17 protein-coding genes are annotated in these 23,384 nt (G+C 69.2%); 9 read left to right on the top strand and 8 right to left on the bottom strand.

Annotation, left to right across the window (positions count from 1 at the left end):
• Window positions 1-20: 20 nt before the first annotated feature.
• The 4 genes from QZ647_RS02320 to QZ647_RS02305 all read right to left on the bottom strand — a co-directional run bounded on the left by QZ647_RS02320 (window position 21) and on the right by QZ647_RS02305 (window position 5,296).
• Window positions 21-668, bottom strand: coding sequence for a lysophospholipid acyltransferase family protein (locus QZ647_RS02320; RefSeq protein WP_291270628.1), 648 nt, complete (start codon window positions 666-668; stop codon window positions 21-23).
• On the bottom strand, window positions 665-1,162 hold the full coding sequence (locus QZ647_RS02315; RefSeq protein ID WP_291270627.1) for a pyridoxamine 5'-phosphate oxidase family protein: 498 nt from the start codon (window positions 1,160-1,162) through the stop codon (window positions 665-667). Before QZ647_RS02315 ends, QZ647_RS02320 begins: the two co-directional genes overlap by 4 nt.
• Complete coding sequence (mutS, locus tag QZ647_RS02310) at window positions 1,138-3,657, bottom strand: DNA mismatch repair protein MutS (protein ID WP_291270626.1); 2,520 nt, start codon at window positions 3,655-3,657, stop codon at window positions 1,138-1,140. The genes QZ647_RS02315 and mutS overlap by 25 nt, the downstream gene beginning before the upstream one ends.
• A 61-nt stretch (window positions 3,658-3,718) precedes the next feature.
• Entirely contained in the window at window positions 3,719-5,296 is a 1,578-nt protein-coding gene (locus QZ647_RS02305) for a PAS domain-containing methyl-accepting chemotaxis protein (protein WP_291270625.1), read from the bottom strand.
• Between the two features lie 349 nt (window positions 5,297-5,645).
• Here QZ647_RS02305 and QZ647_RS02300 point away from each other — a divergent pair, with 349 nt between their 5' ends.
• The 7 genes from QZ647_RS02300 (at window position 5,646) to QZ647_RS02270 (ending at window position 15,005) form a co-directional block, all read left to right on the top strand.
• Window positions 5,646-6,743: an NAD(P)/FAD-dependent oxidoreductase gene (locus QZ647_RS02300; protein WP_291270624.1), complete on the top strand. Its 1,098-nt coding sequence runs from the start codon at window positions 5,646-5,648 to the stop codon at window positions 6,741-6,743.
• Window positions 6,744-6,800: 57 nt separating this feature from the next.
• A complete protein-coding gene (locus QZ647_RS02295; protein ID WP_291270623.1) occupies window positions 6,801-8,072 on the top strand; it encodes a threonine/serine exporter family protein in 1,272 nt (423 codons plus the stop codon).
• Between the two features lie 70 nt (window positions 8,073-8,142).
• On the top strand, window positions 8,143-10,716 hold the full coding sequence (gene clpB / locus QZ647_RS02290) for an ATP-dependent chaperone ClpB (protein ID WP_291270622.1): 2,574 nt from the start codon (window positions 8,143-8,145) through the stop codon (window positions 10,714-10,716).
• A gap of 88 nt (window positions 10,717-10,804) precedes the next feature.
• On the top strand, window positions 10,805-12,238 hold the full coding sequence (locus tag QZ647_RS02285) for an HD domain-containing phosphohydrolase (RefSeq protein WP_291270621.1): 1,434 nt from the start codon (window positions 10,805-10,807) through the stop codon (window positions 12,236-12,238).
• Window positions 12,235-13,065: a response regulator gene (locus QZ647_RS02280; protein ID WP_291270620.1), complete on the top strand. Its 831-nt coding sequence runs from the start codon at window positions 12,235-12,237 to the stop codon at window positions 13,063-13,065. Before QZ647_RS02285 ends, QZ647_RS02280 begins: the two co-directional genes overlap by 4 nt.
• Before the next feature lie 3 nt (window positions 13,066-13,068).
• Window positions 13,069-14,085 (top strand): glycoside hydrolase family 3 N-terminal domain-containing protein, encoded by a 1,017-nt coding sequence (locus QZ647_RS02275; RefSeq protein WP_291270619.1) that lies wholly within the window; start codon window positions 13,069-13,071, stop codon window positions 14,083-14,085.
• Window positions 14,085-15,005, top strand: a complete 921-nt coding sequence (locus QZ647_RS02270) for a diguanylate cyclase (protein WP_291270618.1) — start codon at window positions 14,085-14,087, stop codon at window positions 15,003-15,005. The genes QZ647_RS02275 and QZ647_RS02270 overlap by 1 nt, the downstream gene beginning before the upstream one ends.
• A gap of 179 nt (window positions 15,006-15,184) precedes the next feature.
• Here the strand turns inward: QZ647_RS02270 and metK are convergent, their stop codons facing one another.
• Complete coding sequence (gene metK / locus QZ647_RS02265) at window positions 15,185-16,327, bottom strand: methionine adenosyltransferase (protein WP_291270617.1); 1,143 nt, start codon at window positions 16,325-16,327, stop codon at window positions 15,185-15,187.
• 183 nt (window positions 16,328-16,510) lie between these two features.
• Here metK and QZ647_RS02260 point away from each other — a divergent pair, with 183 nt between their 5' ends.
• Together QZ647_RS02260 and QZ647_RS02255 are read left to right on the top strand one after the other, a co-directional pair.
• Window positions 16,511-17,644, top strand: a complete 1,134-nt coding sequence (locus QZ647_RS02260) for a hypothetical protein (RefSeq protein ID WP_291270616.1) — start codon at window positions 16,511-16,513, stop codon at window positions 17,642-17,644.
• 126 nt (window positions 17,645-17,770) lie between these two features.
• Entirely contained in the window at window positions 17,771-20,179 is a 2,409-nt protein-coding gene (locus QZ647_RS02255; protein WP_291270615.1) for an Ig-like domain-containing protein, read from the top strand.
• 46 nt (window positions 20,180-20,225) lie between these two features.
• Here the strand turns inward: QZ647_RS02255 and QZ647_RS02250 are convergent, their stop codons facing one another.
• From QZ647_RS02250 to QZ647_RS02240, 3 genes are read right to left on the bottom strand one after another with little or no spacing between them, the layout of a single operon-like run.
• Entirely contained in the window at window positions 20,226-21,482 is a 1,257-nt protein-coding gene (locus tag QZ647_RS02250) for a 1-acyl-sn-glycerol-3-phosphate acyltransferase (protein ID WP_291270614.1), read from the bottom strand.
• A gap of 1 nt (window position 21,483) precedes the next feature.
• Window positions 21,484-22,716, bottom strand: a complete 1,233-nt coding sequence (locus tag QZ647_RS02245; protein ID WP_291270613.1) for an MFS transporter — start codon at window positions 22,714-22,716, stop codon at window positions 21,484-21,486.
• A gap of 37 nt (window positions 22,717-22,753) precedes the next feature.
• The gene (locus tag QZ647_RS02240) at window positions 22,754-23,350 is read right to left on the bottom strand and encodes an OmpH family outer membrane protein (protein ID WP_291270612.1); all 597 of its coding nucleotides are present in this window, start codon (window positions 23,348-23,350) and stop codon (window positions 22,754-22,756) included.
• Window positions 23,351-23,384 lie beyond the last annotated feature (34 nt).

Below are 23,384 nucleotides of genomic sequence, written 5' to 3'. Positions count from 1 at the left end.
AGCCCTGCGAAAGGCGGAACTCAGGCTTCGAGGCGGATGTCCGCCAGCGCCTTCATCACCCGATCGGCACAGGCCTGATAGCGGGCACGACCGGCGAGCCCGGCGGGGAGCCCGGAGAAATCGACCGGCGGCCCCGCGACGAGGGTGATCCGCCCCGGCCTCGGCCAGCGGGCCTCCCGGCCCCAGCACTCGAAGGCGCCGAAAATCCGGACGGGGACCACGGGCACTTCGCCTTTGGCGATGATGAAGCCGATGCCCGCCTCGGCCTCCTGGAGGGTTCCATCGGGTGAGCGGGTGCCTTCCGGGAAGATGAGCACCCGGTTCCCCTCCTTGAGCAGACTCAGGATGCGCTTCATGCTGGCGAGATCACCCTTGCCCAGGTCCACGGGCAGCACCTGGATCCGTGGGAGCAGCCAGCCGAGGAACCCCTTGAACAGGGTCTTCCGGGCCAGGTAGTAGATGGGCTTCCGGAAGGCGGCCCCCACGGCCGCCGGATCCAGGAAGCTGACATGGTTGGCCACGATCAGGGCCCCTCCGGCCTCGGGAAGGAACTCGCGGTGCAGGGTGCGGTGCCGGAAGAAAAGGCGACCGGCGAGGCGCGACAGGGTGTGGGCCAGCCAGTAGATCACGGGCGGGCCGCCTTCCTGGAGCCGCGAGCCTCCGTTCACCGGCGCGCCTTCCCCGTGGCCCGTTCGATGCGGATGCGCAGCACCGCCGTGCGGAAGAGGTCCTTGCCGATCTCCCGGTCCACCAGGTCGGGGTGCCCCGCGGCGAAGCGCAAGCCCAGGGCCCGCAACGCCCCACGCTTTTCGACTTCATCCACCAGCAGCTCCGCCCGGCCGAAGACGATGACGCTGGCGTAGCGGGTGGCCAACTCCAGAGGCAGGGTCTCGGCCTGGGTGACGGCGCAGTAGGACACCTTGGGGTTGAAGGCCAGGTTGGCCAGTTTGTGGCCCGCGGTGGCGCAGTGGATGATGAGGGCACCCTCCACCACGGCATGGTTCACGGGCACGGCGTAGGGCCAGCCGGCCTCGTCCACCGTGGCGAGAACGCCCCACTCGGCCTCCTCCAGCAGATGCAGCACCTCCGCCTCGCCGAGGGCCCGGTCCCGCCGCCGGAGGGGGTGCTGGGGTGCGCTCATGCCCGCTTCGATGCGATCCAATTGAGCGCCTCCAGGGGGGTCATCCGGTTCAGGTCCAGGGCCTCCAGCTCGGCCCGGAGGGCGTCCGGTTCGGGTTCGAACAACGGCAGGGCGGGCTGAGAGGGCATGGGCGCCCGGGGCGGGGCTTCGGGCGCCTGGGCCAGCAGGCGCTGGGCCTTCTGGATGACGGTCCGCGGCAGGCCCGCCAGGCGGGCCACCTGGATGCCGTAGCTGCGGTCAGCGGGGCCCGGTGCCACGCGGTGGAGGAAGTGCAGCTGCTCTTCCCACTCCTGCACTTCCACATGGAGGTTCTGGATGCGGCTGTCATCGGCCAGCTTCGTCATCTCGAAGTAGTGCGTCGCAAACAGCGTGCGGGGCGCGCCCCCCTTCAAATCGCGAAGGAAGACGGCGATGGCTTCGGCCAGGGCCAGGCCATCCCGCGTGGAGGTGCCGCGGCCGATCTCGTCGAGGATCACCAGGCTGGCCGCCGTGGCCTGGTTGAGGATCCGGGCGGTTTCGGTCATCTCCACCATGAAGGTGGACTGGCCCTTGGCCAGCTGGTCCGAGGCGCCGATGCGCGTGAAGATGCGGTCCACCAGGCCGAAGCGCATGAGCTCGGCAGGCACGAAGGAGCCCGCCTGGGCCAGCACCACCAGCAGGGCCGCCGTGCGCAGGAAGGTGGACTTGCCGCCCATGTTGGGGCCCGTCACCACGGCCATGGGCTGCGCCGCGCTGAACTGCAGGTCGTTGGGGATGCACTCGCGGCCGAGGCGGGATTCCAGCATGGGATGGCGGCCCGCGGCCAGCGCCAGTTCCCGGTCCTCCCCCAATTCGGGACGCGTCCAGCCTGAAAGCCGGGCCCGCTCGGCCAGCGCGGCGAGGACATCCAGCGCCGCCACGGCCCGGGCGAGGCGCGTGAGTTCCGCGCGGTGATCCAGCACCAGGGCCAGCAGCCGCTGGAGCTGCACCGCCTCCAGCCGGGCCTGATCGCTCTCGGCGCTCAGCAGCCGCTGCTCGAAGGCCACCAGCTTCTCCGTGGTGAAACGCTCGGCATTGGCGAGCGTCTGCTTGCGCAGGAAGTGCGCCGGCACGGCGCCCAGGTTGGCCTTCGTGATCTCGAAGTAGTAGCCGAACACGCGGTTGTACTTGATCTTCAGGCTCTGGATGCCGCTGGCCCGGCGCTCCTCCTCTTCCAGCTCGAGCATCACCTGCTTGGCGTCCCGGGCCAAGCGGCGCACGGCGTCCAGCTCCGCGTCCACGCCTTCGCGGATGACGCCGCCCTTTTCAAGGTCCAGCGGCGGGGCCTCCGCCAGACACCGCTGCAGTTCTTCGCAGAGCGGCGTGCAAAGCGGCGTGGCCTCGGGCCACAGCTCCAACTCGGCCACCTCGGAGGCCCAGCCTTCATCCTGGATGCGGGCGGGCAGCTTCTGGAGCACGGCGAGCCCTTCCCGAAGCTGGGCCAGTTCCGGCGGCGTGGCGAGCCCCAGGGCCACGCGGCCCAGCAGGCGGTCCAGATCTGGCACCTGATCCAGCAGGGCCTGGATGGGCGTGCGGCGGCGGTCCTCCGTGAGCCAAGCCACTTGGGACCAGCGGCGTTCCAGGGCGGACCGGTGCCGCAGGGGCTGTTCGAGCCAGGCCCTCAGCAGGCGCGAGCCCATGCGGGTGCGGCACTGGTCCAGCAGGGCGAAGAGGGTGCCGGCGCGCCCCCCGTCCAGGCCGTTGGCGAAGACTTCCAGGTGCCGGGCGCTGGTGGCATCCAGCAGCGGCCCCGAAGCGCCCAGCTCCAGTGACACGCCCTGCAGGTGCGCGGGGCGGCCCTTCTGCGTGGCCTCCACATGGTCGAGCAGGGCCGCCAGGGCGCCGAGGGCCGCCGGGTAGGGATCCAGCCCCACGCCTTCCAGGTGCTGCCAGCCGAAGAAGGCCAGCACCTGCTGCTTCGCCCGGGAGGCCTCGAAGCGCCAGCCCGGCAGGCGCGTGCGGGCGGCCTCCAGGTCGGGGATGTCCTCGGCCCCCTCGGCCAGAATCAGCTCCTGGGGGCCCAGCCGCTCCAGGGTGGCACGCAGGGCTTCCTCGCCCTCGCCCGGCAGCACCCGCAGAGCGCCGGAGGCCAGCTGCAGCAGAGCCAGGCCCCAGGCCGATCCGATCCGGTGCAGGGCGCAGAGCCAGCGGGCGTCGTCATCCAGCCAGGTGCCAGGCGTGATGATCCGCTTGATGGCGCGGGGCAGCAGACCCTTGACCTCCTCGGCCTTGGCCGTGGGCTCGGCGATGGCCGCGGAGAAACCCGCCGCCAACAGCTTCGGCAGGTAGGATTCCAGGGCGAAGTGGGGTACGCCGCACATGGGCGTCTCGGACTCGGACCCCTTGCCCCGCAGGGTGAGCGCGATCTCCAGCACCGGCGCGGCCCGGATGGCGTCCTCGCCCAGGATCTCGTAGAAGTCGCCCATGCGGGTGAGCAGCACGGCCTCGCCCGCCTCGCGCTTGAGGCCGGCGATCTGCTGCAGCATGGGAGTGGACATTCGGCGGGTCGGCTCGGGGAGGGTGGGAGAAGGCGAATCTCCGATCTTCCCACAGACCCGCTCAGACCTTGAACTGATCCACCAGATCCAGCAGCCCGTGGGCGATGCGGGCCTGCTCGCGGGTGGTGCGGGAGGTGTCCTCCACGGTGGCCGAGAGCTGGAGGGTGGAGGCGGCGTTCCGGATCGCCACCTGGGCCCCCTCCTCCACCTGGTCGGCCACTTCGGTGCTGGTCTTGGCCTGCTCCTCGGTGGCGCTGGATATCTCGAGGGTGAGCGACTGGAGGATGCGGATGCGGTCGCGGATCTGGTCGAGGGAGTTCACCGCGTCCTGGACCGTGGCCCGGCCGCTCTGGACCGCCCGGTTGGATTCGTGGATGAGGTGCCCGATCTCCTCGGCGGCGGTGGCGGACCGTTCCGCCAGCTTGCGGACCTCCTCGGCCACCACGGCGAAGCCCTTGCCCACCTGCCCCGCATGGGCCGCCTCGATGGCGGCATTGAGGCTGAGGAGGTTGGTCTGCCGGGCGATCTCCTGGATGACCTGGACGGCCTTCACCACCTCGGCCGTGGCGGCCTCCACCTCTGCCATGGCGGCCATGGCGGCCTCGCCGGCCTGATCTCCTTCCACGGCGGCCTGGACGGCCTCCTCGGCCTGCTTCTGGCCCTGGCGGGCGTTGGAGGCCACCTGGGTCACCGACGCGGACAGCTCGGTGATGGCGGAAGCCAGGCTCTCGGAAGTGGCCCGCTGTCCTTCGGTGCTGCGGGCGATCTCCTCGGTGGCGCCGGTCATCTGGGTGGTGGAGGCCGACAGGGCCTCGGCGCTGGAGGCCACCTCCGTGGCTTCGAACCGCAGACGGTTCACCATGCTCTTGAAGCGCTGCTGCATGGCCCGGATGTGGGCGAGCACGCTGGTCACATCCCCTTCCCGGGTCGTGATGCTTGCCGAGAGGTCGCCTTCCGCCATGTTCTGCAGGATCGCCATGGCTTCGGCCGGATCGCCGCCGAACTGAGCCTCCAGCGAGTGCGCCAGCAGCCGGGCCAGCCCCAGACCGGCGGGAACGCCCACCAGCAGACCCAGCCCCAGGGCCCAGGCGCCGCCACCGATCCGCCAGCCCAGGGCCGCGGCCAGAAGCATCGCGGCCGCGGCCACCCCGAAGGAGACCTGGATCTTCGCGCGCAGACCAAGGTTCGGCAGGAGGATGAACGGTTTGTGGTAGGTGGATTCCAGCGTGCGGCCCTGATTCAGGAGACCGTAGGTGTGCACAGCCTGGTCGATCTGGGCCCGGGAGGGCCGGCTGCGGATGGAGACATATCCCGTCACCCGCCCCCGGTCGTGGATGGGCGACACGGCTGCGTCCACCCAGTAGAAATCGCCGTTCTTGCAGCGGTTCTTGACCATGCCGTGCCAGTGCTTCCCGGCCTTGATTGTCGCCCACAGATCCGCGAAGGCCGCCGCCGGCATGTCGGGGTGGCGGACGATGTTCTGGGGCGCCCCGATGAGCTCCTGCTCCGTGAATCCGCTGATCCTCAGGAACTCGGAATTGACGAAGGTGATCACCCCCGCGAGGTCCGTCTTGGACACCACGAAGGTGCCCTCCTGGATGTGATGCTCGACGGCCGTGACCGGTAAATTGGTGCGCATGGTGGGGTGGGTCTCCTGGGGGAGTGCCGGGCCCGTTCTCGCGAGGCGAGCGGCGACAGCATCTCAAAGTCCTATCGAGTCGTTTGAGGCCGGGTGTGAATCGTGGAATTTCGGGTGCTTCGCCTTGATTCAAATAATTGATTACAGAATTAATAGGTTTCCAGAAAGACAGCTGCGCAAAGCGCGGGCCCTCTCGGGCGCGGGGAGACATCAACGCCCATGGCCCCGGTTTCGGCCTGTTCAAGGTTATGTGTTAATAAAAAAATCTAGACATATTTTTCCGTCACGACGGGCTCCAGGGCGGGAGCCTCGGTCCGGCCTGGAATAATCGTTCCCGCGGGGGCCCATCATGGAACGAGTCCAATGCGTCGTCATCGGCGCCGGGGTGGTGGGGTTGGCCCTGGCCCGCCGGCTGGCGATGGCGGGCCGCGAGGTGGTGGTCCTCGAGGCGGAGGATCGCGTCGGCACCGGCATCAGCTCGCGCAACAGCGAGGTCATCCACGCGGGCATCTACTATCCGGCGGGATCCTTGAAGGCCCGGCTGTGCGTGGCAGGCAACCGCGCCCTCTACGCCTACTGCCGCGACCGGGCCGTGAACCACCGCCGGTGCGGCAAGCTCATCGTGGCCACGGAGGCCTCCCAGCTCGAGGCCCTGCGGCAGCTCCGTGCCCGGGCCGAGGCCAATGGGGTGCTGGACCTCCAATGGCTCGACGCGGAGACCTGCCGGCAGCTGGAACCTCAGCTCCGCGCCGCCGCCGCCCTGAGCTCCCCCAGCACGGGCATCATCGACAGCCATGGGCTCATGCGCGCTCTCCGCCAGGATGCCGAGGCCCATGGCGCCACCGTGGTGCTGAAGAGCCCCGTCCTGGGGGGCCGGTCGCGGTCGGCGGGGCTCGAGATCGAAGTCGGCGGAGAGGACCCGATGACGCTGCGGGCCGAGCGCGTATTCAATTGCGCCGGGCTCGGTGCCCTGGCCCTGGCCTGGGCTTTCGAGGGGATCCGCACCGCCGCCCTTCCACCCCTGCCCCGGCGCTGGGCCAAGGGCAGCTACTTCACCCTGTCGGGGCCCGCGCCCTTCTCGCGCCTGGTCTACCCCCTCCCCGACCAGAGCCACCTGGGCGTGCACCTCACCCTGGACCTGGCCGGGCAGGCGCGGTTCGGACCCGACATGGAATGGGTGGACCGCGAGAGTTACGAGGTGGACCCCCACCGGGCGGACGGATTCTACGCCGAGGTCCGCCAGTACTGGCCGGGTCTGCCGGATGGCGCCCTCCAGCCCGCCTACGCAGGCATCCGGCCCAAGCTGCACGCCCCGGGCGAGCCGGCCCCGGATTTCCTCCTTCAGCGGGAGGACGCCCACGGGCTGCGGGGGCTGGTGAACCTCCTCGGCATCGAATCGCCGGGACTCACGGCCTGCCTGGCCCTGGCGGAGGAGGCGGCGGGCTAGGGGAGCTCCCCCGGGGCCCCAGACCCGCGCGGCCCCTGGGGTCCGCTAACCTGGGGCATGTCCACGGCCGGATCATCCGATTTCCAGGGAAGCCCCGAGGCTGCCCCGTCCACCCCGGCCTCGGCCCCGCCGCCACCGGAAGTGGCCCTCTGCCTGGAACTGGGCCGCGCCTTCCAGGCCTACGGCATTCCCGCCCATCGCTTCGAGGATGCGTTGGAGCGGGTGTCCCGGCGCCTGGGCCTGGATGGCCAGTTCCTCGGGCTGCCCACGGCCTTCTTCGCCTCCCTGGGGCGGGGCCATGAGCGCTGGGCCTTCATCCAGCGCAGCCCCTCGGGGGAAACGAACCTGGAGAAGCTGTCCGACCTGCAGGAGACCACGGACGCCCTCATCGAGGGTCGCATCGGCGCTCCGGAAGCCCGCGAGCGGGTGCGCGGCATCCTGTCGGCTCCGGACCGCTGGGGCCCCTGGCTCACCGTGCCCTGCTTCGGCCTGGGCTCGGCCCCGGCCGCCATGTTCTTCGGCGGCGGCTGGCGCGAGATGGCGCTCACGGCGCTGCTCGGCGTGCTGGTGGGTCTCACGGCCCTGCTGCTGGGGCGGAAGGCCGGGCTGTCCCGGATCGTCTACCCGGTGGCCGGCACGCTGGTGGGGTTCCTGGCGGTGGCCGCCGCCGCGCGGTTCACCCATGTCTCGCCGCAGATCCTCACCGTGGCCGGGCTCATCGTCCTCGTGCCCGGACTGCGCCTGGTGGTTTCGATGAACGAGCTGGCCACGGGGAACCTGGTGGCGGGGACGGCGCGGCTGCTGGATACGGCCATGACCTTCCTCTCCCTGGGCTTCGGGGTGGCCCTGGGACAGCGCCTGGCGGGCCCCCTGGTGGACCGGGCCCTCCAGGGCACCCCCCTGCCCCTGCCCGCCTGGACCGTACTGCCGATCCTGCTGCTGGCGGCCGCGGCCTTCGTGGTGATCTTCCGGGCCCGCCCCCGGGAGCTGCCCTGGATCTTCGCCGCCTGCATCCTGGCCTTCTACGGCACCCGCCAGGGCGCCGCCCTGCTGGGGCCGCAATTCGGCGTGGGCCTGGGGGCCTTCGCCCTGGGCCTGGGCAGCAACCTCTTCACCCGCCTCACCCACCGGCCCTCCGTGGTGACCCTGCTGCCGGGGCTCATGGTGCTGGTGCCCGGGGGGCTCGGGTTCCGGGGCCTGGAGTTCATCATCCAGAAACAGCTGGTGGTGGGCCTCGACACGGCCTTCCAGGCCCTCTTCGTGGCCATCGCCCTGCTCACGGGGCTGCTCCTGGCCCATGCGGCCGTGCAACCGAGGACAGCCTTGTGATATTTGATTCATAAAATTTTAGTTGATTAGCATCAAATTTGACCTAAGCTGGAACCCGTCGAGGTGTTCCATGTCCCTCCTCCCCTTCACCCAGAAAGCCAACGACGCCGTGGTGGCTGCCCGGCAGCGCGCCGTGCAGGATCAGCACCCCGAGCTGGTGCCTCAGCACCTGCTCGGGGCCCTGCTCGCGCCGGAGGCCGGACTGCGCCCCCTGCTGGAACGGGCCGGCCAGAGCCCGGACTCCATCCAGGGCCTGGAGGACGCCGCCGAAGCCCTGGTCGACAAGCTGCCCCGGGCCGTGGGCGGCTCCGAACCCCAGGTCGGGGCGGCCTTCCGCCACTTCCTGGAAGTGGCCAGCGACACGGGCCGCGGGCTGGGCGATCGCTTCCTGGCCACCGACGCCCTCCTGCTGGCCCTGGCCAACGCCCACACGGACGCCAAGAAGGCCCTGGAGCGCTTCGGCCTGGACCGGAAGACGCTGGAGGCCGCCATCCGGGAAACCCGCAAGGGATCCCGCGTCGAGGACGAGGCGGCCGAGGAGAAATTCGCCAGCCTGGAGAAGTATGCCAAGGACTACACCGCCCTGGCCGCCGCCGGAAAGCTGGACCCCGTCATCGGCCGCGACGAGGAGATCCGCCGGGTGCTGCAGGTGCTCTCGCGGCGCACCAAGAACAACCCCGTGCTCATCGGCGAGCCCGGCGTGGGCAAGACCGCCATCGTGGAGGGACTGGCCCAGCGCATTCACAAGAACGATGTGCCCGAAAGCCTCAAGGGCCTGCGGGTCATGGGCCTGGACATGGGCGCTCTCGTGGCCGGAACGCAGTACCGGGGCCAGTTCGAGGAGCGCCTGAAGGGCGTCATCCAGGAAGTCGAGAAGGCCGAGGGCCAAGTCGTGCTCTTCATCGACGAACTGCACCTGCTGGTGGGCGCGGGAGCCGTGTCCGGCGGCATGGACGCCGCCAACCTGCTGAAGCCGGCCCTGGCCCGGGGTGAGCTGCGCTGCATCGGCGCCACCACGCTCGACGAGTACCGCAAGCACATCGAGAAGGATGCGGCCCTCGAGCGCCGCTTCCAGCCGGTCTTCGTGGAAGAGCCCGGCGTGGAGGACGCCATTTCCATCCTGCGGGGCCTGAAGGAGCGCTACGAACTGCACCACGGCGTGCGCATCCAGGACGCGGCCCTGGTGGCGGCGGCCCAGCTGAGCCACCGCTACATCGCCGACCGCTTCCTGCCCGACAAGGCCGTGGACCTCATGGACGAGGCCGCCAGCGCCGTGCGCATGCAGCTCGACAGCCGGCCCACGGAGATCGATGTCCGCGAGCGCCGCGAAATGCAGCTGCAGTTGGAGAGGCATTCGCTGACGAAGGAGAAGGATGCGGCCAGCCGCGCGCGGCTGGCGGAACTGGACAAGGAACTGGCGGAACTGAATGAGGAGCTGAGCAAGCTCCGGGCACAGTGGGAGAACGAGAAGAAGGTGATCGAGGGGGCCCGCGCCCTCCAGAAGAAGCTGGACGATCTCCGCATCGAGCTGGAGCAGGCGAAGACGAAGGGCGAGTACGAGCGGGCCTCGCGCCTGGAGTATGGCGAGATCCCCGCCCTGGAGAAGCAGCTGACGGCGACCTCCCCCAAGGAGAGCGCCATGTTGCGCCTGGAGGTGGGCGAAGCCGACATCGCGGCCATCGTGAGCCGCTGGACCGGCATCCCCGTGAGCCGCATCCTCGAAGGCGAGGTGGAGAAGCTCCTGAAGATGGAGGCCCGGCTGGGCGAGCGGGTGGTGGGCCAGGATCCAGCCCTCACGGCCATCTCCGATGCCCTGCGTCGGAACCGCGCGGGGCTCAGCGACCCCAAGCGGCCCATCGGTAGCTTCCTCTTCCTGGGCCCCACGGGCGTGGGCAAGACGGAAGTAGCGCGAGCCCTGGCGGAATTCCTCTTCGATGACGAGAACGCCATGGTCCGCATCGACATGAGCGAGTTCACCCACGAGGCCGATGCCACGCGGCTCATCGGCGCCGCGCCGGGCTACATCGGCTACGAGGAGGGCGGGCGCCTCACGGAGGCCATCCGCCGCCGCCCCTACGCCGTGATCCTCCTGGATGAAATGGAGAAGGCCCACCCCCGCACCTTCGACCTCTTCCTGCAGGTGCTGGAGGACGGGCGCCTCACGGATGGCCAGGGCCGGACGGTGGACTTCCGCAATACTGTCGTGCTCATGACCACCAACCTGGGCAGCCAGGCCATCTTCGATGCCGGCGGCGACGCCTCCAGGGCCGAGGCCGCCGTCCAGGCCGCCCTGCACGACCATTTCCGCCCCGAGTTCCTGAACCGCCTGGACGAGGTGGTGATCTTCCGCTCCCTGAGCCGCGAGGACATGAAGGCCGTGGCCCGCATCCAGCTCAAGCGCGTGGAAACCATGCTCCAGGCCCAGCGCCTGGAGCTGGAGGCCCCGGAGGCGGCCCTCGACTGGCTGGCCGCTGAGGGCTTCGATCCTCTCTATGGCGCCCGCCCCCTCAAGCGCCTCATCCAGCAGACCGTCGTGAATCCCCTGTCCCGCCTGGTGCTCCAGGGCCGGCTCAAGCCCGGCGGGCTGGCCCGGCTCCAGATCGAGGATGGTCAATTGAAAGTAGAGACGGAGGCCGTGCAATAGGGCAGGCTGGAGGCCGGAAGGCGGGACTCCCCCCAAACTTGTCCCCCTCCCCCTCCCGTCCGATGAGGCGGGGATCCTTGGAGTCGGCGTGCCCCTCACCACCCCCATCCCCATCCTCATCGTGGACGACGAGGCGGATCTGCGGAACCTGCTGGTGGAGGCCCTGGAGGACCAGGGCTACGCCGCCGAGGGGGCCGAGGGCGGCGCCCAGGCCCTGGCAAAGGTGCGGACCCGGCATTTCCCGGTGATCTTCACGGACCTGAACATGCCCGGCGGGCTGTCGGGCCTGGAGCTGCTGCGGGCCATCCACGACGAGGACCCCCGGAGCCTGGGCATCCTCATGACCGGGTATGCCACCACCGAATCCGCCATCCAGGCCCTGAAGCGCGGCGCCTACGACTTCATCCAGAAGCCCTTCAAGCTGGCGGAGATCGAGGCGGGGCTGGAGCGGGCCCTGGAGCACTACCGCCTGCTGCGGGAGAACGAGGAATACCAGCAGAACCTGGAGCGCATGGTGGAGGCCCGCACTCAGGAGATCCTGGGCCTGAAGAACGACATCGAACGCCTCTTCGAGGGCTTCGTGAACGCCTCCGTGACCGCGATTGAAGCCCGCGATCCCAGCACCTCCGGCCATTCCAGCCGGGTGGCCGAGCTCACCGTGGGCCTGGCGGAAGCGGTCAACCAGACCCCCAATGGCCCCTATGGCGAGCTGCTGTTCACCCCCATCCAGATCCGCGAGATCCGCTACGCCAGCCTCCTCCACGATTTCGGCAAGGTGGGTGTCCGGGAGCAGGTGCTCGTGAAGGCCAAGAAGATCGAGGGCGAGCACCTGGAGAGCATCTTCCAGCGGCTGCACCAGCGCACCCTGGAAGCCATGCGCGACCGGATGCTGGACGCCTGGAGCAAGGGACAGACCTTCGACCCGGGCCAGGCCAGGGTCCTGCTGAACCAGCAGGAGGAGGAGACGCGGCGCCTGGTGGACCTGGTGCGGCGCAGCAACGAGCCGACCGTGCTGCCCCAGGAGGTCGCGCACGAACTGAATGTCCTCGAGGACCTCACCTACCAGCACTGGTCCGGGGATCGCCGGGCCCTCATGGCCCCGGGCGACCTGGACCTGCTGAAGATCCCCAAGGGCAGCCTCTCGGCCCAGGAGCGGGACGAGATCCAGAGCCATGTCACCCACACCTACCGGTTCCTCAGCCAGATCCCCTGGACGAGCGAGCTGGCCGGCGTGCCCGAGATCGCGTGGGCCCACCACGAGCGCCTGAACGGCCGGGGCTATCCCCGCCAGCTCAAGGAGCCGGACATTCCCGTTCAGAGCAAGCTCATGGCCGTCTCCGATGTGTACGACGCCCTGACCGCCGCCGACCGGCCCTACAAGGCCGCCGTGAGCGTGGAGCGCAGCCTCGAGATCCTGGAACAGGAGGCCAAGGTGAACCTCCTGGACTCCGAAGTGCTGCGCATCTTCATCGACGCGAAGATCTTCGAACGCACGCTGGTCCCGGCGAGAACGGCCCCATGATCCAGGAGCCCATCCTCATCGTGGATGACGAACCCGAGGTTCGCACCGCGCTGCTGGAGGCCCTGCAGAGCCGGGGCTATTCCGCCGAGGCCGCCGCCGACGGGGAGGCCGCCCTGGCCCGGATGGCCGAGACCCCCTTTCCCCTGGTGCTGACGGACCTGCACATGCCCGGCGGGCTGTCGGGCCTGGAGCTCATCGCTGCCCTCAAGCAGCGGCATCCGGATGCCATCTGCATCCTGATCACCGCCTTCGCCACCCTGGATACGACCATCGGGGCCCTGAAGCAAGGCGCCTACGACCTCATCCAGAAGCCCTTCCGCCTGGCCGAGATCGAGGTGGTCCTGGACCGGGCCCTGGATCATGCCCGCCTCCTGAAGACCGTCCGGGCCTACCAGGCCGAGCTGGAGGCTCGCATCCTCAGCCGTTCCCAGGATCTCCGGGCGGCCCACGAAGAGGCCCTCGACCTCTGCGACCTGAGCCTCCAGGGCCTCGAGGCCCCCTCGCTGGAGGTGGCCCTCGGGCCGCTGCTGGACCGGCTCGTGGCCCGGTGTGCGCCGGATGGCCTGGCCTGCTACCGCCACGATGCCGATGGCCAGCTGCGCGCCGTCGCCCGGCGGGGGACCCGTCCCCTCCCGGTCGCACTCGAACGCCCCCTGCCCGGCCCCCTTCCCGCCCCAGCCCTGGGCTACCCCGAAGAGCACCTGGTGCCCCTGGGGAGCACGGGCTGGCTCTACCTGGGATTCGAGGATCGCTCGTCGTTCCAGGAAGCGAGCCCTGGATTCCTGCTCCTGGCCCGCCACCTGGAGCTGGCCCTCCGGGTAAGGTGAGGGATGCCCAGTGCCCAAGAGCTCCTCTGGACCGGTTTCCGGGGCCTCGATGCCGCGGAAGTAGACCTTCCCTTCCGCCCCGGCGGCCTCATCCTCTTCGCCCGCAACCTGGATCCTGATCCCACCCAGGGGCCAGCCCGCTGCAGGGCCCTGATCGATGGCCTCCAGGCCCGGTTCGGGACGGATCTGCCCCTGGCCGTGGCCCTGGACCAGGAGGGTGGGCCCGTGAGCCGCCTGCGCCCCTGGGTGGGCGCGACGCCCCCCCTCCGGCGGATCTGGCTGGGCGGTGGCGCCGCGGCCTGCGAAGCCTGGGGCCGCCTCTGGGGTGAGGGCCTGCGCCTCCTCGGCTTCAATGTGGATTTCGCCCCCGTGGTGGATCTCTGGGATGGTCATCCCGGAGCCGGCATCGGGGACCGGGCCGCCAGCGGGGATCCCGGCGAGACCATGGTGGCGGCGGGCGCCTTCCTCCATGGCCTCGAATCCCTGGGCGTCCGCGGCTGCCTGAAGCACTTCCCCGGCCTGGGCGGCACCACCCTCGACAGCCACCTGGGCCTTCCCGAGCTCGCCGATGCCGCCCAGGTGGGCCGCAATGCCGCCGCCTTCACGGCCCTGGCCCATCCCGACCGACTCGTGATGGTGGCCCACCTCCGCACCCCGGCTTCCGGCACCCTGCCCGCCAGCCTGCACCGGGGATCCGTGGCGGCGAATCCCTGGGGCATCCAGGGCCGCTTCCTGCCCGATGACCTGGAGATGGGGGGCTGCGCGGACTGGAGCTGGCCTGAGCGCGTGCGGCTGTCCCTGGAGGCCGGCCACCAGTGGCTGCTCGTCTGTCAGACGCCAGAGGGCTGGACCGCCTGCGCTGAGGCGGTGGGAACGATGCCTGACACCCTCTGCCAGGGCCCGCTCCAAGCCACGCGGAACCTGCGCCGGAACCTGCCTCCCCCGCCTGGAGACTCGTTCGCCCCGGACGCCTGGCAGGACTGGCTCATGCGACTCCTCGCCGCCGCCGAGGAGGTCTGATGGGCGCCCGCATCCTCATCGTCGATGACAACACCATGATCCGCAGCGAGATCAAGGCGGTGCTCATGAAGGACGGCGGGTTCTCGCACTTCATGGAGGCCGCGGACGGCCTTACGGCCTTCAAGACGATCATGGAGACCCCACCGGACCTCGTGCTCTGCGACCTGGTCATGCCGGGCTTCGACGGCCTGAAATTCCTGGGCCTCAAGGCCAGCCGCAAGGAGCTGGCACAGATCCCCGTGATCATCCTCACTGCCGAGGACGACCTGGACCGCAAGGCCGAGATCCTGGAACGGGGAGCTTCCGACTATGTCACCAAACCCTTCCACGAGAAGGAACTGCTGGCGCGGGTGCGCATCCATACCAAGCTGAAGCTGCTGCAGGATGAGCTCCGCGAAATGAATGTCCAGCTCGAGGCCCTCTCCGTCACCGATGTGCTCACGGGCCTGGCGAACCGGCGCCGCCTGATGACACGCCTGGAGGAAGAGGTCCAGCGGGCGCGACGCTACAAGACGCCGCTGTCCGTGGTGATGATCGACATCGACCACTTCAAGCAGGTGAACGATTCGTACGGCCACGCCATGGGCGACGAAGTGCTGCGGAACATCGGCGCCATGCTCAAGGCCAGCCTCCGGACCACGGACCTGGCCGCCCGTTACGGCGGCGAGGAGCTGACCCTGGTATTGCCCCACACGGACATCCCCGCCGCCCTGCAGGTCGCCGAGAACCTGAGGCAGAAGTTCTCCGAGATGGATCATGTCCTGGACGGCGTCACCATCCGGAAGACCGCCAGCATGGGCCTGGCGGCCCGCGATGGCCAAGGGGAGATGCCCGATGCCGAGGATCTCCTCAAGCACGCCGACGAAGCCCTCTACCGCGCCAAACAAGGCGGCCGGAACCGCGTGGAAGTGGCGGGGTAGCCTTCAGTCCTGAGTCTTCAGTCTTCAGTCTTCAGGTAAGGATTCCTGATGCGCCGCAGGGCGGCGGGATGGCGTTTGGGTTCACCGTCCCACCGGAGCGCCCCAAAGGCAACCAAAGGAGCGGCCCACCGGGCCGCTCCAAAGCTGCACCTGAAGACTGAGGCTCGAAGACTGGAGACTTACTTGGCCGCCTTCCTCAGCGCCTCCACCTTGTCCGTCTTCTCCCAGGAGAATTCGGGGCGGCCGAAGTGGCCGTAGGCGGCGGTGGCGCGGTAGATGGGCTTGCGCAGATCCAGGGCCTCGATCATGGCCTTGGGCGTGCAGCTGAAGACCTCGCGCACGGCGCGCACGATGGCCTCGTCCGAAACCTGGCCGGTGCCGAAGGTGTCCACCGCGATCGACACGGGCTCCGCCACGCCGATGGCGTAGGCCAGCTGGATCTCGCAGCGGCCGGCCAAGCCCGCGGCCACGATGTTCTTGGCGATGTAGCGGCCCATGTAGGCGGCGCTCCGGTCCACCTTGCTGGGATCCTTGCCCGAGAAGGCACCGCCTCCGTGGTGGCCGCTGCCGCCGTAGGTGTCCACGATGATCTTCCGGCCAGTCAGGCCCGTGTCGCCCATGGGCCCGCCCACCACGAAGCGCCCCGTGGGGTTCACATGGTAGACCGTCTGCGCATCCAGCAGATCCGCCGGCAGGCTGGCCTTGATCACATCCTGCAGGATGCTGTCGCGGATGGTGTTCTGGGTGACATGCTCGTCGTGCTGGGTGGAGATCACCACGGTGTGGATGCGCTTCACCCGGTCGCCGTCGAACTCCACCGTGACCTGGGACTTGCCGTCGGGCCGCAGCCAGGGGAGCTGCCCGCTCTTGCGGACTTCGGAGAGCTTCCGCGTCAGCAGGTGGGAGAACTGGATGGCGGCGGGCATCAGCTCGGGGGTGTCCTGGCAGGCATAGCCGAACATCAGGCCCTGGTCCCCGGCGCCGCCGGTGTCCACGCCCATGGCGATGTCGGGGCTCTGCTGGTCGATGGTCACCATCACCGCGCAGGTGGCGTAGTCGAAGCCCTTGATGTGGTGATCGTAGCCGATGTCCTTCACCACATCCCGCACGAGGGCCGCCACGGGAATGTAGGTCTCGGTGGTGATCTCGCCGGCCACCAGCACCAGGCCCGTGGTCAGCAGCGTCTCGCAGGCCACGCGGCTGCGGGGATCATCCTTGAGGGCTGCGTCGAGGACGGCGTCGGAGATCTGGTCCGCCATCTTGTCGGGGTGCCCCTCGGTGACGCTTTCGGATGTGAAAAGGTGACGCCCCTGGGTGGCCATGCCGGACTCCTTGGAACCCCTCCAAACAGTCGCCTGGAGGAAACAATGAGTATATCCCGAGCCCGCAGCCCCCTACACCTTTCGGATGACGCGGGAAACCTTGCCATGTCCTAGCCTTAAGGACTAAGGTGGTGAGTTCCCCGTCCCAGAAGCGCCCACCTAAACGCCCCCATGGAGGAACCCATGATTCCATTCCGCCGACCGACCTTGGCCCTGGCCCTGATGGCCGCATCCTTCCTGATGGTCTCCACCGCCTGCAAGCGGGAAGATCCGCAGATCCGGGAACTGACGCAGAAGGCCGCCGAAGCCGACAAGGCCAGCCAGCAGCTGAACCAGGCCGGCACCGAGCAGCAGAAGAAGCTGGCCCAGGCCGGCGTCAATGATGTCAAGCCCAACGCCGAGACCCTGCAGCTCACCGACGAGCAGAAGAAGGCCCTGGAAGAGCGCATCAAGAACGAGAAGAACAGCTCGTACCAGGCCCTGCTCCAGGAGGTGCTGGACAAGGACAAGGAGATCAAGGAACTCAACACCAAGCTCGCCAAGCTCAAGGCCGACCTGCCCAAGCCCGACCTGGCCAAGCCCAACGACAGCCACTACGGCATGGCCATGCGCTTCCTGAAGAAGAAGGGTGTACCCGAGGCCGAGGCCAAGAAGCTGGTGAGCCGCGTGGCCATCATGGAAAAGCTGGCGCCCGGTTTCGAGGTCTACCACTTCTACGCCAACGGCACCTACGGCACCTGGGTCGCCCAGGGCAAGGCGAAGATCACCCCCAACGACCTGATGCGCCAGGAGCGTGAAAAGGTCGAGGGCGAGCGCGACGAGGCCGTGGCCCAGAACGAGAAGCTTCAGGAAGAGGTCGTGGACCTCGAAGGCCAGAAGAAGAAGATCGAAGAAGAGATCGCGGGCCTCCGCTCCGAGCGCACCAACCTCATCGAAGAGCGCGCCAAGCTGCAGTCCGACAACGCCGCCCAGGTCTCCAAGCTGAACTCCCTGCACTATGTCGTCGGCACCCGCGACAAGCTGAAAGCCGAGGGCGTCATCGAGATCCCCGTCTTCGCCAAGGACCGTGCGGGCAAGAACTGGCGCGACGAGGTCTTCACCCAGAGCCTCGACCTCCGCTCCGCCAAGACCATCGCCATCAAGGCCGCCGACCTGGGCCTGAAGAAGATCGGCAAGGTGAATGTGGTGCCGGGCTCCTACCTGAAGGACGAGCACTACAAGCTCACCATCAGCGAAGACAAGCAGACCGCCACGATCGAGCTGATCACCGTGAGCCGCTTTAAGAACGACAAGGTCGTCTTTGCAGTCACCGATTAGCTGATTCCGCGCACCCGAAGGGCCCCGCCAGGGGCCCTTCGCTTTTGTATGGCATTTCGGTCCGGAGCCGCCTATCGTTTGGGACCAATCTCCCGTTTCCTTCAACCCCACCCATGAGGTGATGCGATGCATCCACGCTTGAACCAAGCGATTCTCGGCGCTTCCCTGCTGATGATCCTTGCCTGCAACGGCGGCGGCGATTCCAAGGCCCCCTCCATCGTCACGGGCGGCGGTTCCATGCCCAGCACGACCACCCCGGTGTTCGACCCCGCCAACGCGAAGATCCCCCTTCCGAACATCCTGGCCACCGCGACCGCCACCGATCCCCTCGTGGGCCGTGCGGCGAACACCCCCCTGACCCCCCCCGAGGCCCTGGCGTATGTGAACCTCAAGGAAGTGGGCGGCACCAACGCCGTGGCCGGCCTGAACGCCCCGATCTACCTCCAGTTCAACGCCGCGGTGGATGCCAGCACCGTCACGCCCGCCAACATCAAGGTGTTCCAGCTGAGCACGGATGCGGCCGGCACGGAGAACGCCGCCCTGGGCTTCACCGACATCTCCGCCACCTTCACCTATCAGTACGCGGCCGGCGGCACGGACCTGTTCCTGTTCCCGAACTTCCCCCTGCTTCCCGGCACCCGGTACCTCTATGTGGTCACCAACCGGGTGAAGGACGCCGCCGGGCTGCCCATTTCCGCCTCCCCCTACTTCGAGGCCCTCAAGTCCACCACCCTCCTCGGAGGTTCCTTCGCGGCCCTGGAGCCCATCCGGGCCAATGTCCAGAGCGGTTCGACCATCCTCCTCTCCGGCTACGCCAAGGTGATGGATGACCTCATCACCGCCACGGCCACCACCACCGTGACCAAGCGCTCCGACATCGCCTTGATCGGCCGCTTCATCACCACCGGTGCGGGTTTCATCGCGCCGAACCCCGCGACGCCCACCACGCGCATCCCCGTGGAGACCGCCCTGCGGTCCTTCGCCGCCGGCTCCACCCTCGGCGGTCTGGCGGGCAAGACCTGGACGAACACCGTCTCCGTCACCGCCACCTTCGACCGCGGCGGCATCAATCCCAGCCCCGATGCCTACTGGAGTGCCGTGATGGGCACCGCTACCGCGGCCCCCGCCACCGTGGGCACGGTGATCCTCGGCACCATCAACAGCGCCGACCTGTCCATGGATCCCGTCGTCGTGGCCGCCAATGCCACCGCCGCCGGGGGCAACCTCACCGGCATCACCGGCGCCTACAACCCCGCCGCGGGCGTGGTGCAGCCCTTCCGGACCACCGGGGCCCTCACCAGCTACTACCATGTGCCGCGGGCCATCCCGTTCGTCTACATCGCCCCCGCCGCCGGCTCCAACTGGCCCCTGGTGATCTACCAGCACGGCATCACCAGCCAGAAGGAGACCGCGATCGCCCTGGCCCAGACCCTCACCACCGTGGGCCGCGCCATCGTGGCCATCGACCTGCCCCTGCACGGCGCCCTGGCCATTCCCGCCCACCAGATCGCCGGCGGCGATTCGGCCACGGTCAAGGGACAGAAGCAGCAGGCCTGGGGCCAGGACTTCATGGCCATCGGCGCGCCCCTGGCCACCCGCTCCAACATCCAGCAGGCCGCCTTCAACCTGAACCGTCTGGAGCTCACCGTCGCCGTGGGCGGCTTCGCCGCCCTGTCCGCCCCGCCCTCCAACACGGGCATGCGCTTCGTGGGCCACAGCCTCGGTTCCATCGTCGGCACCTACTACCTGGCGGGCAACACCACCCTGGCCACCACGGGCGCCCCCTACACCCAGACCACCCTCAACAACGACATGAAGGGCTACCTGTCCGTCCCTGGCGGCCGCCTGGCCTACCTCATCCAGAACAGCCCCTCCTTCGGCCCCGCCGTGGACGCCGGTCTGGCGGCCGTGGGCATCGTCAAGAACACGCCCACCTATCACCAGTTCTTCCAGGTGACCCAGAGCGTGGTGGACCCCGCGGATCCCGCCACCATGACCACGCCCCTGGCCGCGGGCCTGCCGAGCCGCCTCTCCAACCGCGTGGCCATCCAGGAATCCGTGGGTGATGTCGTCATCGGCAACCCCTACACCCGCTATCTGGGCAATGCCCTCGGCGGCCGGGAAGTCCTGGGCGCCGCGGGCGCGGCCGTGGCCCCCGGCTTCAAACAGCTGGCCTACTCCGCCGGCGGCACTCCCGCCCATGCGGCCGGCGTGCCCGCCCAGTTCATGTTCACCCTCACCGCAGGCGCCCCGGCCCCCAAGGCCGCCAACGCCGCCGTGGCCATCACCGCCACCACGCCGACGGAAGGCTACTTCCAGTTCGACCAGGCCGGCATCGGCCACGGCTCCCTGCTGGATCCCACGGCCAGCCTCGTGAACACCGGCCTCCTGCAGAAGCAGATGCGCTACTTCCTGGGCGCCATGGGCACCACCCTCGTGGTGGATCCCACCCAGGGCGGTGCGACCCTCCCCCTGGCTCCCCTGGCCTTCCCCGAGGTCCAGGCGCCCGATAAATACACCATCTTCGGCCACTGATCCCAGGGCCGCGAATGAAGAAGGCGGGGCTTCGGCCCCGCCTTCTTCATTCCCCTTCCAATTCTGGAAACGCCTCGATCAGCTGCTTCCGGGCCTCCAGCAGCTCGGGCACGGCCGGATCCCGGCGGCGCAGGAAGCCGCGGATGGCCTGGAGATCCTCCGCGGACCGCTCCAGGATGGGCAAGGCCAGAAGGAGCACCAGCAGCGCTCCCGGAGCCGCCAGGGCTGCCCACCCGCCCCAGCACCACCCGGCCAGCCCCGCCAGCGCCGTCGCCCAGAGGGGATGGAGCAGGAGACCACCCAGCAGCTTGAGGGTGGCCACCTGGTCGCCTTCCTCTGTGAACCGGGTCGCGATCCAGTCCACAAGTCGGTACGAAGGCCAAAACGCGAGGGCGGCCGGCAGGAGGAGGACCGTCAGGCCCAGCCGCCGCGCGGCACCCGGCAACCAGCCCCGGATCTCGGTCCAGGGATAGGGATGGCCCACCTGATCGGGCCGGAGCCCCCGGGCGCGAAGCCAGCCCTGGGTGTCGTGCACCCGGGCCTCAAGGTCGGCCAGAGCCGCGGGTCCCAGCGCGGCCAGCCGGGGCACCAGGGCCCGCACGCGCCTGCGAAGCGCCTCCAGATCCACCCGGCTGCCGGGGGCCTCGGCCAGCAGCCAGGCCACCTCCTGGGCCAGGGCCAGCACCCGCACCTCCGGGTCCTGCAGGGTGAGCGGTTGCAGGGCCGCACGGATGCGGGCGGTCAGCTCCACCACCGCGTCGGGATCCGTACCCCGGCGGGCCAGATCGCTCCAGGCAACCGGTTCCCCCACCCGAAGGAGGGCGCCATGCCGGAAGGCGCCTCGATCCCCGTAGACCAGCCCCGCCGGGATCAGGAAGGGCGGTGTGGGGCTGGAGAGGGCCATGCGGGCAGCGCCGGTCTTGAGGGGGGCCAGGTCCGCCCCCGTGTGGCTCACACCCTCCGGGAACAGGGCCACAGAGCCGCCCCGGGCCAGGACCTCGTGGACCTTCCGGAAGCACTGCTGGATGGATTCCGGCGTGGCGTCGCCATCTCTGGGCCGGGTGACGGGGATGGCCCGGAACGCGGCCAGGAAGGGGCGGAGGGGCGCCAGCTTCCAGAGGGTGGCCTTGGCCAGCCAGCCCGCCCGGCGGTCCAGCGAGGCCGCAGCTGCCAGGGGGTCCAGCAGGCCGTTCGGATGGTTGAGCAGGATCAGGCAGGGGCCCGGCGGCAGAGGTGGGCCTTCGCGCCGGAGGGCGCGGAACCAGATCCGCGCCAGGAACCGCGCCGTGCGACTGGTGCCCACCTCAGGCCCGCGAGGGCCGGTGCCGCGCCCACCACAGGGCCAGGCCGCTGAGGACGATGGCCGGCACCACCACCAGGAGGGCCCGCGCCAGGGCATCCCCGCCGGAGTTCCCCATCGCGTGCAGCGCGTCCGCCCGGCGGCCCACCCACTCGGGGCTGATGGCGTCGCCCAGCAGGTGGATGAGCAGCACATTCACCGCCACGCCCGTGGCCCGGATGCTGGCGGGCAGGCTGCTGACGGTGAGGGCGTTGACCGGGCTGGTGTTCACGAAGAGCAGGAACATGCCCACGAAGAACAGCGCATAGGCCGCTCCCAGGTGGTGGGTGCCCAGGGCCCAGGCCACCACGGGGGCTGCGGCGAGCAGCGTGACGCCGGAGATCCCGGCCCCGGCATCGGGCCAGCGCTTCTGCCAGCGGTCCGTGAACCAGCCGCCGAGGAATGTCCCCAGGATGCCCGTCACCACCGCCAGGCCTCCGAACACCAGGCCCGCCTTGGCCGTGGAGACCGCGAAGCGGCGCTGCAGCAGCGTGGGTCCCCAGGTGCTGAGGCCGCCCATGGCGAAGGTGTAGGCCACATAGCTGGCGGTGCAGGCCAGCCAGATGCGGTTGAGGAAGACATGCTTCAGGCGCTGGAAGTACGGGGCGTTCGCGTCATCCTCCCGGGTGCCATCCATGGCGCCGCGCACCGGATCGGCCTGGAGCGCCATCCAGAGGGCCAGGGCCAGGCCCGGGAGGCCCGCCACCAGGAAAGAGGCCCGCCAGCCCCAGGCGCCCGCCACGAGGCCGCCCAGCCCGTACCCGAAGGCGCTGCCCAGGGGGATGGCGAGGTAGAACCAGGTGAAGGCCTTCGCCCGGTCGGATTCCGGGAAGCCGTCTGCCAGCATGGCCGGGCCCAAGCTGGCATAGGCGGCCTCGCCCACGCCCACCAGAGAGCGCGTCACCAGGAGCGCCGGATAGCTGTGCACGAAGGCGGCGCCCACGGTGGCGAGGCTCCACAAAGCCACGCCCCCGGCCACGAGGCGGGGGCGGTGGAAGCGGTCGGCCAAATACCCGAAGAGCGGCGCGGAACACATGTAGACCGCGATGAAGACGAAGGTCAGGCGCCCCAGCTGGGCGTCGGACAGGTGCAGCTCCCGGCCCAGGGGCTCCAGAATCGCCGCGACGACATACCGATCCAGGTAGTTCACCAGGTTGATCCCGGTGAGCAGCAGGAGCAGCCGTCGCGCGGCGGTCATGATTTAGGGCTTAGGTATCGCGGAGGGCTCCGGAGACCTACTTCTTCGGCGCGGCCGGCTTGGGGGCGGCGGGTTTGGCGGCGGCAGGCTTCGACGCGGCGGCGGGGGTGCCCTCGGAGGCATCCAGGCGCTTGGAGACCTCGGCGGTGAAGCCCTTCATCCAGGCCTCATCGGCCCAGGAGAGGATCTGCACGGACTGGTCGGAGAAGACCATCTGGATCTTCTGCTCCTTGGCCAGCTGCTCGACGATGGGGCCCGCCAGCTTGGCGATCGATTCGCTGACCTTCTTCTCCACGCGCTGGTACTCGGCCTGGCTGTCCTCCTGCATCTTCTTGGCCTCGAACTCCAGGTCGCGGTAGCGCTTGGCCAGGGCTTCCTTCTTATCCGGGTCCAGGCTGGGGGAGTTCAGCTGCTGCTGCAGGGTCTGCAGCTCCTGGCCCTTGGCCTGGAGCTTCTCCTGGAGGTTCTTGCCCGTGATCTCCAGCTCGGAGAAGATCGCGCCAGCCTTCTTGGAGCTGCGGACCAGCTGATTGATGCTGAAGAAGGCGAAGCGGGGCGCCTCCTGGGCCGCGGCGGGCATGGACAGAGCGGCGGACAGGCACAGGGCGGCCACGGAGGGGGCGAGCAGGCGCATGGGAAAACTCCAGGGGGAAAGGGCCATTGTAGCG

This window comes from Geothrix sp., from assembly GCF_020622065.1.
GTDB lineage: Bacteria > Acidobacteriota > Holophagae > Holophagales > Holophagaceae > Geothrix.
The sequence above is the reverse complement of the archived record's forward strand: the minus strand, read 5'-3'. Positions and strand labels throughout refer to the sequence as shown.

What these genes read in the sequence shown, in the direction of transcription:
- mutS (WP_291270626.1), bottom strand. Translation starts at nt 3,657, where the DNA reads ATGTCCACTCCCATGCTGCAGCAGATCGCCGGCCTCAAGCGCGAGGCG.
- clpB (WP_291270622.1), top strand. Translation starts at nt 8,143, where the DNA reads ATGTCCCTCCTCCCCTTCACCCAGAAAGCCAACGACGCCGTGGTGGCT.
- QZ647_RS02280 (WP_291270620.1), top strand. Translation starts at nt 12,235, where the DNA reads ATGATCCAGGAGCCCATCCTCATCGTGGATGACGAACCCGAGGTTCGC.
- QZ647_RS02240 (WP_291270612.1), bottom strand. Translation starts at nt 23,350, where the DNA reads ATGCGCCTGCTCGCCCCCTCCGTGGCCGCCCTGTGCCTGTCCGCCGCT.
- QZ647_RS02300 (WP_291270624.1), top strand. Translation starts at nt 5,646, where the DNA reads ATGGAACGAGTCCAATGCGTCGTCATCGGCGCCGGGGTGGTGGGGTTG.
- QZ647_RS02260 (WP_291270616.1), top strand. Translation starts at nt 16,511, where the DNA reads ATGATTCCATTCCGCCGACCGACCTTGGCCCTGGCCCTGATGGCCGCA.
- QZ647_RS02305 (WP_291270625.1), bottom strand. Translation starts at nt 5,296, where the DNA reads ATGCGCACCAATTTACCGGTCACGGCCGTCGAGCATCACATCCAGGAG.
- QZ647_RS02255 (WP_291270615.1), top strand. Translation starts at nt 17,771, where the DNA reads ATGCATCCACGCTTGAACCAAGCGATTCTCGGCGCTTCCCTGCTGATG.
- metK (WP_291270617.1), bottom strand. Translation starts at nt 16,327, where the DNA reads ATGGCCACCCAGGGGCGTCACCTTTTCACATCCGAAAGCGTCACCGAG.
- QZ647_RS02275 (WP_291270619.1), top strand. Translation starts at nt 13,069, where the DNA reads ATGCCCAGTGCCCAAGAGCTCCTCTGGACCGGTTTCCGGGGCCTCGAT.
- QZ647_RS02270 (WP_291270618.1), top strand. Translation starts at nt 14,085, where the DNA reads ATGGGCGCCCGCATCCTCATCGTCGATGACAACACCATGATCCGCAGC.
- QZ647_RS02245 (WP_291270613.1), bottom strand. Translation starts at nt 22,716, where the DNA reads ATGACCGCCGCGCGACGGCTGCTCCTGCTGCTCACCGGGATCAACCTG.
- QZ647_RS02295 (WP_291270623.1), top strand. Translation starts at nt 6,801, where the DNA reads ATGTCCACGGCCGGATCATCCGATTTCCAGGGAAGCCCCGAGGCTGCC.